This window comes from Lentilactobacillus kisonensis DSM 19906 = JCM 15041, assembly GCF_001434135.1.
GTDB classification, from domain to species: domain Bacteria; phylum Bacillota; class Bacilli; order Lactobacillales; family Lactobacillaceae; genus Lentilactobacillus; species Lentilactobacillus kisonensis.
The window spans coordinates 22,174-35,875 of record NZ_AZEB01000017.1 but is presented as its reverse complement, the minus strand read 5'-3'; the positions used below and the strand labels follow the sequence as shown (position 1 = coordinate 35,875).

The 13,702-nt window shown below is 40.3% G+C and carries 12 protein-coding genes and 1 tRNA gene; 10 read left to right on the top strand and 3 right to left on the bottom strand.

The window, feature by feature from the left end:
- Window positions 1-6 precede the first annotated feature (6 nt).
- Complete coding sequence (whiA, locus tag FC98_RS09215) at window positions 7-954, top strand: DNA-binding protein WhiA (RefSeq protein ID WP_056949476.1); 948 nt, start codon at window positions 7-9, stop codon at window positions 952-954.
- A 117-nt stretch (window positions 955-1,071) separates the two neighbouring features.
- Here the strand turns inward: whiA and FC98_RS09210 are convergent, their stop codons facing one another.
- Both FC98_RS09210 and clpP read right to left on the bottom strand, forming a co-directional pair.
- Window positions 1,072-2,142 carry a zinc-dependent alcohol dehydrogenase family protein gene (locus FC98_RS09210; RefSeq protein WP_056949475.1) on the bottom strand — a complete coding sequence of 357 codons (1,071 nt, stop codon included), beginning with the start codon at window positions 2,140-2,142 and terminating at the stop codon, window positions 1,072-1,074.
- A 294-nt stretch (window positions 2,143-2,436) separates the two neighbouring features.
- Window positions 2,437-3,030, bottom strand: coding sequence for an ATP-dependent Clp endopeptidase proteolytic subunit ClpP (gene clpP, locus FC98_RS09205; protein WP_008855307.1), 594 nt, complete (start codon window positions 3,028-3,030; stop codon window positions 2,437-2,439).
- A 449-nt stretch (window positions 3,031-3,479) separates the two neighbouring features.
- On the opposite strand from clpP, the gene FC98_RS09200 reads away from it, so the two are divergent.
- Entirely contained in the window at window positions 3,480-4,391 is a 912-nt protein-coding gene (locus FC98_RS09200; protein WP_040470592.1) for a VOC family protein, read from the top strand.
- 333 nt (window positions 4,392-4,724) lie between these two features.
- Complete coding sequence (locus FC98_RS09195; RefSeq protein WP_008855310.1) at window positions 4,725-5,168, top strand: GNAT family N-acetyltransferase; 444 nt, start codon at window positions 4,725-4,727, stop codon at window positions 5,166-5,168.
- A 127-nt stretch (window positions 5,169-5,295) separates the two neighbouring features.
- Here FC98_RS09195 and FC98_RS09190 read toward each other — a convergent pair.
- Window positions 5,296-5,367 (bottom strand) — tRNA-Arg (locus FC98_RS09190).
- Window positions 5,368-5,632: 265 nt separating this feature from the next.
- Between FC98_RS09190 and gap the strand changes: the two genes are divergently transcribed.
- The 7 genes from gap to secG all read left to right on the top strand — a co-directional run bounded on the left by gap (window position 5,633) and on the right by secG (window position 13,662).
- Window positions 5,633-6,643 carry a type I glyceraldehyde-3-phosphate dehydrogenase gene (gene gap / locus FC98_RS09185; RefSeq protein WP_008855311.1) on the top strand — a complete coding sequence of 337 codons (1,011 nt, stop codon included), beginning with the start codon at window positions 5,633-5,635 and terminating at the stop codon, window positions 6,641-6,643.
- Window positions 6,644-6,747: 104 nt separating this feature from the next.
- Window positions 6,748-7,962, top strand: a complete 1,215-nt coding sequence (locus FC98_RS09180; protein ID WP_008855312.1) for a phosphoglycerate kinase — start codon at window positions 6,748-6,750, stop codon at window positions 7,960-7,962.
- A 118-nt stretch (window positions 7,963-8,080) separates the two neighbouring features.
- A complete protein-coding gene (tpiA, locus tag FC98_RS09175; protein WP_040470595.1) occupies window positions 8,081-8,842 on the top strand; it encodes a triose-phosphate isomerase in 762 nt (253 codons plus the stop codon).
- Window positions 8,843-8,942: 100 nt separating this feature from the next.
- Entirely contained in the window at window positions 8,943-10,262 is a 1,320-nt protein-coding gene (eno, locus tag FC98_RS09170) for a phosphopyruvate hydratase (protein ID WP_008855314.1), read from the top strand.
- Window positions 10,263-10,351: 89 nt separating this feature from the next.
- Window positions 10,352-11,770, top strand: coding sequence for a MucBP domain-containing protein (locus tag FC98_RS09165; protein ID WP_056949474.1), 1,419 nt, complete (start codon window positions 10,352-10,354; stop codon window positions 11,768-11,770).
- Window positions 11,771-11,804: 34 nt separating this feature from the next.
- Window positions 11,805-13,343, top strand: a complete 1,539-nt coding sequence (locus FC98_RS09160) for a ClC family H(+)/Cl(-) exchange transporter (protein WP_056949473.1) — start codon at window positions 11,805-11,807, stop codon at window positions 13,341-13,343.
- Window positions 13,344-13,425: 82 nt separating this feature from the next.
- A complete protein-coding gene (secG, locus tag FC98_RS09155) occupies window positions 13,426-13,662 on the top strand; it encodes a preprotein translocase subunit SecG (protein ID WP_040470599.1) in 237 nt (78 codons plus the stop codon).
- Window positions 13,663-13,702: the final 40 nt, after the last annotated feature.

Genomic DNA, 13,702 nt, shown 5'->3' with positions numbered 1-13,702 from the left:
TATCCAATGTCATATGCAAGTGAAGTCAAAAAAGAACTTACATCATTAACTGTGCATCGTGATAATGCTAAGGCTGAGTTAATGGCACTGATTCGAATTAATGGTTCCCTTACAATTTCTAATCATCATTTTGTTTTGAACGTTTCCTCTGAAAATCCGGCTATTGCAAGACGGATGTACAAATTACTCTCAAAATTTTATGGCATTACTGGTGAACTAAGCGTCCGGCGAAAAATGAAGCTCAAGAAGAATAATTTGTATATCTTACGGGTTGAAAATAAGGCGAGTTTATTGCTAGATGATCTCGGTATTTTCGATGGGGCCCAAATTGTTGAGCGTGTCCCAAATAAAATGCTGACAGAAGATGCCCAGATTCGGTCCTATCTTCGAGGGGCCTTTTTGGCCAGTGGTTCAGTGAATAATCCAGAAACGTCTCGATACCACTTAGAAGTTTATTCACTTTACGAAAATCACAATGAAATGATTGCCGAAATGATGAATAAGTATCATTTAAAAGCTCGGACAACTAAGCGACGGAGTGGCTACATTACCTATTTAAAAGAGGCTGAAAAGATTGCTGACTTTTTGCAATTAATCGGGGCGACAAGTTCGATGCTTAAGTTTGAAGACATTCGAATTGTTCGCGACATGCGTAATTCTGTCAATCGGTTAGTCAATTGTGAGAATGCCAATCTTGACAAGGTTGCAAACGCGGCCAGTAAACAGATTGAAAACATTAAGTTAATTGATAACGTCATTGGGTTGAATAAACTCCCGCCTAAATTGGGGCAGATTGCTCGGGCACGCTTAAAACATCCTGAAGTAAGCTTAAAGGAATTAGGTGACCTGGTTGAAGGTGGACCAATTTCAAAATCAGGTGTTAATCACCGTTTAAGAAAGATAAATGAATATGCTGGCAAACTGGGTCAGGGTATAGATGAGACAATTGCATAGGTATTTGGTAATTAGTAATCATCGTTTTAAGTCATCACAAAGAAAAATAGCACAATCATTCTAGGTTTAAGTCGAACAGAATGATTGTGCTATTTGTTGTGTTAAATTGAAACTTTATTAACCCTCACTTACTCTAAGCACACAGGCACCTTTAATGTCACCGTGTGACAAGTAACGAAGGGCGTCATCAGCTTTAGCAAGTGGATACTCAGTAATCTCTGGATGAATAATATCCAGGCGATCCGCTAACGTTAAGAAGGCTTCACCATCTCGTCGAGTGTTACTTTCAACACTGGTAAGATTCTTTTCGTGGAAAATATGTTCTGGATAGGATAACTGTGGGATATCCGTCGAGTGGATCCCCGCCATTGCCAAAGTCCCACCAGGCTTAAGTGCTTCGAGGGCCTTGGGAACAATGTCTCCAACCGGCGTATAGTTGATGGCTGAATCCAATTTAACGGGTGGCAAATCATAGGCACCCCTAGCAGATGCCGCGCCAAGTTGTAAAGCAAATTTTCGGGCATCCTTACCACGAGTGAGAACATGGACTTCAATACCTTGCTTCATCGCAATTTGAGCGGTGAGATGAGCGGAGCCACCGAAACCATAAAGTCCTAAGCGGCCACCGGCGGGAACGTTGGCTCGTTCGAACGCCCGATAGCCAATGATACCCGCACAGAGAAGTGGTGCAGCCGTTGCTGAATCAAAACGGGCGGGAATTCGATAAGCAAATCCTTCCGGAACGGTTGTGTATTCTGCGTAACCACCATCGTGATCCCAACCGGTATAGCGTGAGTTGGGACACAGATTTTCTCGGCCAGCCCGACAATATTCACAAACACCACAAGTCCAGCGTAGCCAAGGGATGCCGATTCGGTCACCTAATTTAAACCGGCTTGTTTCTGGCCCGTTTTTAACCACACGACCAACAATCTCGTGACCGGGGGTCAGGTCTTCTTTGTGAACTGGTAAATCACCCTCGGTAACGTGTAAGTCAGTATGGCAAACCCCACAGGTGATTACTTTTACGAGGACTTCGCCGCGATTAGGAGTTGGTACCGGTTTGGTGGTAAATCGAAGTGGGGAGGTTTCTGAATTGATTGATCCGGGTTTGATAATTTCCCAGGCTTTCATTTTAGTAGGGATTGTTTCAGAGGTAACTGGATCAATTGTTTCTTGAGATTTCATAATTAAATGCCTCGATTCGATAATTATTTCTGAAATCATTGTTTTACTTTCATCTAGTTGACAATGTTTTGTTAATCACTATCAGCTCTCATGGTTATTTTAGTCCGATCACCGTGGTTAAGCAATTGATTCATATGTATCATCCGAGTGGTTAGGATTCAGATTAACAAAAAATAGCAATCACCCTAAAATAAGAATGATTGCTATTTTTGTTAAATTCTAAAATTAAACCAATTACTTTCTAAATCTAAAAAAGATTAGGTTAATGATCGGCTAATTTAAAATGATCTTTGGTTACTGTTTCTCGGAACTGTTAGTCATGATGCCATCCAACAATCCATAATCAACGGCTTCTTGAGCAGTGAGATAATTATCACGTTCAGTATCCTTGTTGATCTTCTCAATTGGTTGACCAGAATTCTCAGCTAAGAGGTTATTAATCATCTTACGAGCTTTGAGAATTTCTTCAGCAGCAATTTCAATTTCGGTTTGTTGTCCTTGAGCACCACCAGATGGTTGGTGAATCAAGACCTGGGCGTGTGGTAATGCAAATCGTTTGCCCTTAGCACCAGAAGATGCTAAAACAGAAGCCATCGAAGCAGCCATGCCCATTACGATGGTTTGAACATCAGCCTTGACAAAGTTCATTGTATCGTAAATTGCCATCCCTGAGGTAATAACGCCACCAGGTGAGTTGATGTAAAGGTAAATATCTTTTTCAGAGTCTTGCGCATCCAGGAATAACAATTGAGCAATAATCGCATTCGCCATATCATCTTCGATTGGGCCAGATAACATGATGATGCGGTCTTTTAACAGACGTGAATAAATGTCATAAGCTCTTTCGCCATTAGCGGATTGTTCAATAACAGTTGGCACTAAATTCATTGAGAATGCCTCCTTGATAGGTTTTATGAAAGATGGCTTTTGCCAACTTCATGATAACAGTTTAGTGTATTGGTCAAAAAAGGTCAAATGTTTTGCTCATTTTCAGTGATAACTTAGTGGCAATATTAGTTAGATTCTCAATTCCGCAAATGCTTTTATTAATGAAAACGGATTCATTGATGGTATACTTTTAAAGAGGGAATTTAGGACAGTTACGCCAGGCGGAAGCTTCCGTATAAGTACCCATCTCCGTTCATTTTATGAGGATAGCCACACAGATCCCTAACTGATTTGTTTCGCTCGCTTGTTTTAGGATAGCTATGCCAGACCGAAGCCTGCGTGTAAGCACCTTTGAGAAAAATTCCAGAACCGAAAATTTCCTTCAGAGGAGTCTCACTCTCCGGTTTCTAAGCGTCTGGCTCCGCTCACTTTACCAGGGAGGCTTTGATATGCAAACACATCATATATCGTTATTAACCAGAAATGCCAAGCAAAACGTTCATTTTTATACCCGAGTTCTGGGGATGCGATTAATCAAAAATACGGTAAACCAGGAAAATATCAAAATTCGGCACTTGTTTTATGGCGATTATCTAGGAACTCCTGGTACGGTTGTTACTTTCTTTGTATTGCCGTTGCTTGGTCATCGAACTGATGGAAACCATTATTTCAATTCAATTAAATTAGCGATTCCGCTGGGAAGCTTGGATTTCTGGAAGCAACGACTGACTAATTTAGGATATGAGACCAATAACATCGATAACGGCATTGAATTTGATGATCCAGATCAAGTTAAAATTAAACTTGTTACAACCAATGAATTGTTAACGGATACGAGAATTGTTGCTGATAATGATGTTCCAGCAGCAAATCAAATCACCCGGTTATTGGGAACGGAACTTCATGTACCTGATCCAGAAGCAACTGCCCGCTTTTTTCACGATTGGCTTGGAATTCCAAGTAATCAAAACACCGTTTCTCTGGATAACGGCCAGTCAATTGAGCTGTTTCAATCAAAGGACCCAACGCAACGAACACGATTTGGACGGGGAAGCATTGACCATTTCGCTTTGGCTGCGCCTAGTAAAGAAAAACTGCTTCAATACTGGGAACGAGCTAAAAAGCTTAACTTGAATACTGAGGAGTACGCTGACCGTGGTTGGTTCAAAAGTATTTATGTGAGGGATCCAGGTGATAATCGAATTGAGATTGCAACGACCTCGCCAGGATTTAGTCTTGATGAACCGATATTGAAATTAGGCAATGGTCTGGGGTTACCCCCACAGTTTGAAAATAAGCGAGAGGAAATTCTGACGTATTATGATGAACAAGGGGTTGACTTTCACGACAAAGATGATTAGCTTTTGTGAGTGGCAAAGTTCAAATTGTGAATAATGTTTAAAGCAGTTAAAATCGCTAACGGTCTTCGAGTCAACTTGTTATTATGCACTCTTGGGTTCATAAAACGGTATCGCTGGATGATACCCAATCCAATAATATATAGATGTACGCCAGTGTTCTTCTTTGTTTTTGGCTTGGTATTAAATTACCGAGCTTTTTATTTGCCAACAGAGAATACTGGTCATTCGTAGACAGGATTGGTCTGGCACCCCAAAGGATATCAATTGGATTAATCATCTTAAATAGTTAATCTTATGAAAGATAGCGTTAATATATGAAAGCGAGAAAATAATATGAAAATAGTAGAAGTAAATGAAATTAGTCCTAAATTAATCCGAAGCTTATTAGCGGTTTGGGAGAGTTCCGTTAAGGGGACGCATTTATTTTTAACTGATGACGAGATCCAAAATATTAAGACTTACATTCCAACAGCAATTCAGCATGTTCAACATTTAGTTTTGATAGCGAATGAGAATAATTATCCCGTTGGGTTCATGGGGATTACTGATCAAACACTTGAGATGTTATTTATATCGAATGAATGCAGGGGTAAGGGATTAGGAAAGCAATTATTGACATACGGAATTAACAAGTATTCGGTTAACAAACTCAGTGTGAACGAACAAAACCCACTTGCTCAAGGATTCTATGAGCACATGGGCTTTGAGGTTTATAAGAGAACGGAATTAGACGAGCAGGGTAATAACTTTCCAATTCGCTACATGAAGAAAAAATGACGGCTTAAAATGAGTGACTTACAGAAAAGTTACATGAAAGGCATGAAAAATATAGGCTTTTATCAAATTTGAAAAAATAAAAAAGCCCACAACAATAGGCTTTAAAATGATTTGTGAAATTATTAAATGCGCTCGGGGGGAATCGAACCCTCATTTCAAGAACCGGAATCTTACGTGCGATCCATTACACTACGAGCGCAACTTACTATACTAATATACAAAAAAATCGCACATTTTTCAAGAACAATAAAAAATTATTTCTGGAAACGTTTACTAATCCACAATCCATTGCATTTATTACATGGTCTGCTATACTCAAATTTGGGTAATAAATTCTGGTTACTCGATGCACTGCTTTGAATTCTATTTCACAAGGGTGCTGACTTTGTTTTCATTTAGTGGTACGATTGTGTTCGTACTATCTAACAATATTTTCTTGATTTCCTAAAGGAGGAAAACTTAGTATGACTGTAAAGATTGGTATTAATGGTTTTGGCCGAATTGGTCGTTTGGCATTCAAACGGATTCATGAATTACACAGCAGCGAAATTGAAGTTGTTGCTATTAATGATTTAACGACACCATCAATGTTGGCATACTTATTGAAGTATGATACAACTCATGGTCGTTTCCCCGGTGAAGTTTCAGCAACTGATAAGGGTATCGTCGTTGACGGTAAAGAAATCCCTGTATATGCTGAAAAAGATGCAGCTAACCTCAAGTGGGTTCCTAATGATGGCGTTGATTACGTTCTTGAATGTACTGGTTTTTACACTTCAGAAGAAAAATCACAAGCTCATATCAAAGCTGGCGCAAAGCGTGTCTTGATTTCAGCTCCTGCTGGTCCTATTAAGACCGTTGTTCCAGGTGTTAACTTGGATGTCCTTAATGCAAACGATGTTATCGTTTCAGCTGGTTCATGTACCACTAACTGTTTAGCACCTATGCTTTACTTTATGAACAAAGAATTCGGTGTTAAAGTTGGTACAATGACTACTGTTCATGCATTCACTGCATCACAACAAATTCTTGATGGCCCTAAGACTAAGAAGCGTCGTAATAACCGTACTGCTAGTGCTAATACGATTCCTCATTCATCTGGTGCTGCTAAAGCAATTGGTTTAGTTATTCCTGATCTTGACGGTAAAGTTATGGGACATGCACAACGTGTTGCCGTTATCGATGGTTCATTAACTGAATTGGTAACTGTTCTTGATAAGAAAGTTACTGCTGATGAAGTTAACGAAGCAATGAAGAAGCACACAACTGACAACCCTGCATTTGGTTACAATGCTGATGAAATTGTTTCATCAGATATCATTGACGACGATCATGGTTCAGTATTTGACCCAACTCAAACCGAAGTAACAACTGCTGGTGACAACCAACTTGTTAAGACCGTTGCTTGGTATGATAACGAATGGGGCTTCACTTGCAACATGGTTCGTACCTTGTTGAAGTTTGCTTCACTTTAATAATAAGTTTTGCAATTGGCGGAGGAGGGGTTCTTCTCCGTCTTTTGTTATCTAAAGTATTTATTCTAAAACCACAGATTTTCTGTGTGTAGGAGGTTTCTAAATTGGCAAAATTAACAGTTTCTGATTTGGATCTTGAAAGAAAGAAAGTATTGATGCGGGTTGACTTTAACGTCCCAATTAAGGATGGCGTTATTGGTGATGACAACCGAATTCAAGCAGCATTACCAACTATTAAGTATGTCTTGGACCACAAGGGTAAGGCCATTCTTTGCTCGCATTTGGGCCGAGTTAAGAAAGAAGACGACAAGAAGGGACTTTCTCTTCGTCCAGTCGCAGAACGGTTATCTAACCTATTGAACAAGCCGGTCATCTTTGTTCCGGTTACAGAAGGTCAACAATTAGAAGATGCCATTGCCAAGATGGACGATGGTAGTGTTCTATTGTTTGAAAACACACGTTATGAAGATGTCGTTAATGGTGAATATGTTAAGCGCGAATCCGGTAACGATCCTAAATTAGGGGAATACTGGGCATCATTAGCTGATGAATTCATCAATGATGCGTTTGGAACGGCCCATCGTTCACACGCTTCTAACGTTGGAATTGCTGAAGCGATGCATCAAGCAGGGAAGCCAGTTGCCGCTGGCTTCTTGATGGAAAAAGAAATCCAATTCTTGGGCGAAGCTGTTAACAATCCAAAGCGGCCTTTCGTTGCCATCTTAGGTGGTGCCAAGGTTTCTGATAAAATTGGTGTCATTGACAACTTACTTGAAAAAGCTGACAAAATTATTATCGGCGGTGGGATGACTTACACGTTCTATGCTGCCAAGGGGATTAAGATTGGCGATTCACTTGTTGAAAAAGACAAGGTTGATGTTGCTAAGAGTATCCTTGAAAAGGGTGGCGACAAGATCGTTTTGCCTTCAGATAATATCGTTGCTAAAAGTTACAGCAATGATGCTGAACACAAGGTTGTTGAAGGCGACATCGATGATGGTTGGATGGCTTTGGATATTGGTCCTAAGTCAGTTCAAGAATTTGAAGATGTCTTAAAGGATGCCAAGACGGTTGTTTGGAATGGCCCAATGGGTGTCTTTGAAATGCCTAATTATGCACAGGGAACTTTAAACGTTGGTAAGTTCTTAGGGACACTCTCTGACGCAACGACCATTGTTGGTGGTGGTGATTCAACTGCTGCCGTTAAACAATTAGGAGTTTCTGAAAAGTTAACTCATATTTCAACCGGTGGTGGTGCTTCACTTCAATATCTTGAAGGTAAAACCCTTCCTGGTATTGCTGCCATTGATAATAAGTAACCTTGTAAGGACCCGCTTTTTAACGGGCCCTTTTTTAATTGGTATAGTAAAAATGTAGCTTTTGAAATTAGTTTTGGTTACAATGGCATTAAGACGAAAATATAAAGGAATGATTTTTATGAGAATTCCGTTTATTGCCGGTAACTGGAAAATGAATTTATCGGTAGATGAAGCGGTTCAGTTTCTTCAAGATATTAAGGGGAAGTTGCCTGATCCCAAGGTGACTGAAACTTGTATTGCGGCCTCACCACTTTTTTTGGAGAGTATGCTAAAAGAAAGCGCAGGCTCATCGCTAGTGATTGCTGCTGAAAACTGTTTTTACGAAGATGAAGGAGCTTATACGGGTGAGACGAGTCCCAAGGCGCTTCATGAGATGGGCGTTACCCACGTGATTATTGGTCATTCTGAGCGGCGAAAATATTTCAATGAGACAGATGACATTATTAACAAGAAAGTCCATGCTGCTTTTCGGAATAATTTGACACCGATCATTTGCTGCGATGAAACGATGAGTCGTAGAGAATCAACCAACCGAATCTCTTGGGTGGTCAGTCAGGTTACGAATGCCTTAAAATCAATTACTTCAGAGCAAGCTAAAACTATTATTATTGCCTATGAACCGAGTTGGGCGATTGGTAGTGGTAAAACCGCAACCACTGATGAGGCTGAAGAAGGGTGTTACTTAATTAGGCAAACCGTTGCTGATCTTTATTCAGATGAAGTTGCCAATCAAGTTCGGGTTTTATATGGTGGTAGTGTGAACGACGAGAATGCGGATGATATTTTGGCTCAGCGGGATATTGATGGTGTACTTGCGGGTGGCGCTAGCCTTAAAGCTGATTCATTTTTGAAACTTGCAAATTTTTTACAAAAATCGTGATCAATGTCATAATTTTTGTTGAAACTTGGGCTTTAAACTAATAGAATTGAAGTGAACCTTGTACAGAAGGTCACAACTTTCGCTAAGGAGAGAAAAAAATATGTCAATTATTTCTGATATTTATGCTCGTGAGGTTTTAGACTCTCGCGGTAACCCAACTGTTGAAGTTGAATTATATACTGAAGCAGGTGCAATGGGCCGTGGAATCGTTCCTTCAGGTGCTTCAACTGGTGAACATGAGGCTGTTGAACTCCGTGATGGCGACAAGGACCGTTTCATGGGAAAGGGCGTTACAAAAGCCGTTGATAACGTAAATAACATCATTGCTAAAGAAATTGTTGGCTACGATGTTACTGACCAATTAGCTATTGATAAAGCCATGATCGAATTAGATGGTACCCCTAATAAAGGTAAACTTGGCGCTAACGCTATCTTGGGTGTTTCATTAGCTGCTGCTCGGGCTGCTGCTGATGAATTGGAAGTTCCTTTGTATAATTACTTAGGCGGCTTTAACGCTCACTTATTGCCGACACCAATGTTGAACGTTATCAATGGTGGTAAGCACGCCAATAACAAGGTTGATTTCCAAGAATTCATGATCATGCCAGTTGGTGCTCCTAGCATCAAGGAAGCTGTTCGTTGGAGTTCAGAAACATTCCATAACTTGAAGAACCTATTAAACGAGCGTGGTTACTCAACGGCCGTTGGTGATGAAGGTGGTTTTGCTCCTGATCTTAAGAATAACGAAGAACCATTCGAAATCCTTGTTGAAGCGATTCAACGTGCTGGCTACAAACCAGGCAAGGACATTGCGATTGCCTTTGACTGTGCCGCATCAGAATTCTATAACACTGAAACAAAGAAATATGAATTAAAGGGTGACGGTAAGTCATATACCGCTGATGAATTTGTAACCTTGCTTGAAGGCATTGTTGACAAATACCCAGTTATTTCAATCGAAGACCCACTTGATGAAAACGAATGGGAAGATTGGCAAATGGCTACTAAGCGCCTTGGTAAGAAGGTTCAAATCGTTGGTGATGACTTGTTTGTTACTAACACTGATTACCTCAGAAAAGGCATCAAGATGGGCGTTGCCAACGCGATCTTAATTAAGCTTAACCAAATCGGAACTTTGACTGAAACTGTTGAAGCTGTTGAAATGGCCAAAGAAGCAGGTTACACTGCAATCATTTCACACCGTTCTGGTGAAACTGAAGATACAACTATTGCTGACTTAGTTGTTGCGTTAAATGCTGGTCAAATTAAGACTGGTTCAATGAGCCGTGGCGAACGAATTGCTAAGTACAATCAATTGATGAGAATTGAAGATCAACTTGGTGACGTTGCTGACTACAAGGGTGTTCACTCATTCTACAACTTGTCAGAACAAGCTCGTGAAGATATTTTAAACAAGTAATTTTATCTGTCTGACTGACAGACAATTTGAATAAAAAGACCTCCTTTTTCCGTATTTAATTTATGAATACAGAAATGGAGGTCTTTATTTTGAAGAATTGGTTTGTTTTATCATTTATGATGTTTGGGATGGCGGTACCGATGATACAGTATCAATATGGAATTGTCGCGAGTGCTGCAGAATTTCCACCACACATCGTCGCAGCGAAGCCATATCCCCCAAATTTCAAAAGCGATGGGTTAGCCACGGTGACCGTTAAGTTTACGACTGAAAATGGCCAGGCAATTAAGGGAAATTACATTATCCAAAATGAGCAGCTTTACCAACCACTTGACCTTTCTAACGATAGTGAAATTGTGATTCCAGGTTATGAGCTAACGTCAATATCAAAAAGAAGACTTAAGACCACAATTCACAAATCGGATCATCAAGTTATATTAAAATATACACCAGTAGCGGTTGAACAGCCGACGCCTCAGGAAACAAAAACTTCAAATGAAGTTGGGAATCCCAATAAAGAGAATAGTGCGGCGGGGTCGCAACAGACTGTTGTTAAATCGACTGAAGCCACTGGTACGCAAAGTGCTAATCACTCAAATAATAATCAGTCACCAGATCTCAAATTAGGGCAAATTGATCAAGCTGTTGACAAGCATGAGACGCCAGGAAATAATCACCCTAAAAATGAATCTAATGGCAAGAATCTTTCAGCAAAGACCGGCGCAGTTAATAAAACAGTAGAGGGGCATTTGCCTATTGAACAACCATTTGGCAACAAAGGCAGCGTGCTAACTTCTACTGACCAGAGCAAGTCACAACCTAAATCATCTGATTTATCCCAGCTGCCAAATGGTGTAATTGGTAAGCAGCCAGCAGACATATTGAATGAAACAGTTTACTTATCCGGTGTCGATAACCATGGTAATCAGCTATTCTCTCGATCAACCACTGTGAGTACGACTGAATTACCCAATTTATTAGCCAACAATGTGGATTACTATGGCTATAAATGGCAACGTAGCACCTATGATGATAAGCGTCATATGATTACACATCATTATGTACCGGAAAGGGCTTCTTTCAAGGTTATCCACCTTGATAATGCCGGGCACCAAATTTCATCTAAGCAAATAAACGCTGAATTTGGTTCGATGGTAACGATTGCGCCACGGACGATCAAGGGCTATCACTGTCTTGACAAATCACGAACAATAAAATTGGTGAGCATGTTCCCTGAAGATGTCCAATTTCATTATCGAAGGGATAATTTTGAAGATAAAAGTTCACGGGTCAGCCAAGCGAAAGCACAGCCAAAACAATCAGAAGCGATTAGGTCGAAACACGTTTCTGATTCCAAACTAGCTAGTCATTCACGTTTAGCGGATAAACAGGATAGTCGAAAACACCTCCCTCAGACGGGTGACACTACCTTCAAAGCAGGTCCGCTTATCGGCATCTTAATGTTACTGGGACTAATCAGCTTAAAGGTTATTAAACACCGCCCATGATTATGATATGATTAATAGCAGATCATATCAGAGGATGGGTATCGTGCAAATTTACGGAAGCTATAAAATATCACAGATTAAGACAATCTTTAACGGGATAATCATCGGTGTGCTGGCAGGGTCAGTCGTATCAATGTTTCGCTGGATGATTCAACACATGATGGTGTTTATGCAGTTCTTGTATAGTGGTGTTTCTCGGCATCCCTATTTCCCGGTGATTTGTATCTTGATTAATTTAATGATTGGTCTCTTTGTGGGTAAACTGTTAAAACAACAGCCAGACATCAAGGGCTCTGGGATCCCTCAGGTTGAAGGTCAGTTGTTAGGAGAGATTGATTACAATTGGTGGTCAGTTTTATGGCGAAAATTTATTGGCGGCATTTTAGCCATTGGTAGTGGCCTTTATCTCGGCCGTGAAGGGCCATCTATTCAGTTAGGGTCAACATTAGGGCAGGGAGTTGCCCGTTTATTTAATCAAGTTGGTTTTGATCGCCAGGTCCTTATTTCAAGTGGCGCAGCCGCAGGGCTAAGTGCCGCTTTCAATGCACCGATTGCCAGCACGTTGTTTGTTCTTGAAGAAATTTATCATAATTTTTCTACCAATATTTGGGTTGTTTCGTTAACGTCTGCAATAACCTCTGATATGGTTGCCACCTATGTCTTTGGATTGAAGCCCGTCCTATATATGCAAAGTACCCCTTTGCCGCTTAAGTATTTTGTTTGGGTTGTGATTTTAGGGGCTGTCTTAGGAGTCGTTGGCAGATTTTATCAGATTATTATTCTAAGTATGAGCAAATGGTATCAGCACACTCATCTGCCGTGGTACCTAAATGGGATTATACCGCTATTACTGGTTATTCCATTGGGGATGTTTTTTCCGCGGCTTTTGGGCGGTGGCAGCAATATTATTCTTCACCTGAATGCAGCTGGATATGCCACCTCAATTTTAGTTTTCTATTTCTTAATCCGATTTATTTTTTCAATGATTTCTTATGGTAGTGGCTTGCCAGGCGGTATTTTTCTGCCAATCCTTTGCCTGGGTGGGTTGATCGGAGCCATTGTGGGAAATATCGCGATTAGTTTGCACCTGATGAATCCGTTGTACTTTTCTAGCTTTATCATTATGGGAATGGCAGGGTACTTTGCGGCCATTAGTAAAGCACCGTTCACGGCTATTCTATTAATTACTGAAATGGTTGGGACCCTAACTCATTTACTGGGATTAGCAGTCGCCTCGTTAGTTGCATATGCCGTCATTGATCTATTGGATGGCAAGCCGGTTTATTATTCAATGCTGCAACAGTTGTTGAAGATAAAAACGCAATTGAATCTTGATAAAACCGTTCAAATTATAGAAACCGTGTATGCTGGGTCATCGATGGATGGCAAAATGGTAAGTAAAATTAACTGGCCTAGAGGATCACTACTTACCAAGATTCAAAGAAACGGGATAGAAATTGTGCCTGCAGGGAATACCCTCATTCGATGGGGAGATACGTTATATATAAATGTGGCAACGAATAATCGAGTTGCCATTACCCACCAATTAGTACAGTTAACAACGGAAACTTGATATTAAAGGTGGCACAAATTTAAATAATGTGTTAACTTAGTATGAGTAGTATTAAGCCGATTTAACGGTAGGAGGCTCTAAAGTGTACAATTTCTTGTTAACATTATTACTGATTGATTGTGTCTTAATCACGATCGCAGTATTAATGCAACCATCAAAAACGAACGATGCGATGTCTGCCTTGACGGGTGGAGCCGATGACTTGTTTGCTAAGCAGAAGCCACGGGGTTTCGAAGCATTTATGCAAAAAACGACAGTTGTTTTAGGCGTGATTTTCTTTATCCTAGCACTGGCATTAGTTTGGATATCATCGCATTAGTATTCAATCCTCCTGTTTAAATGCAGGAGGATTTTTATTA

Coding starts and splice junctions, on each gene's coding strand:
- tpiA (WP_040470595.1), top strand. CDS start 8,081: ATGAGAATTCCGTTTATTGCCGGTAACTGGAAAATGAATTTATCGGTA.
- FC98_RS09210 (WP_056949475.1), bottom strand. CDS start 2,142: ATGAAATCTCAAGAAACAATTGATCCAGTTACCTCTGAAACAATCCCT.
- whiA (WP_056949476.1), top strand. CDS start 7: ATGTCATATGCAAGTGAAGTCAAAAAAGAACTTACATCATTAACTGTG.
- FC98_RS09195 (WP_008855310.1), top strand. CDS start 4,725: ATGAAAATAGTAGAAGTAAATGAAATTAGTCCTAAATTAATCCGAAGC.
- clpP (WP_008855307.1), bottom strand. CDS start 3,030: ATGAATTTAGTGCCAACTGTTATTGAACAATCCGCTAATGGCGAAAGA.
- eno (WP_008855314.1), top strand. CDS start 8,943: ATGTCAATTATTTCTGATATTTATGCTCGTGAGGTTTTAGACTCTCGC.
- FC98_RS09160 (WP_056949473.1), top strand. CDS start 11,805: ATGGGTATCGTGCAAATTTACGGAAGCTATAAAATATCACAGATTAAG.
- FC98_RS09200 (WP_040470592.1), top strand. CDS start 3,480: ATGCAAACACATCATATATCGTTATTAACCAGAAATGCCAAGCAAAAC.
- gap (WP_008855311.1), top strand. CDS start 5,633: ATGACTGTAAAGATTGGTATTAATGGTTTTGGCCGAATTGGTCGTTTG.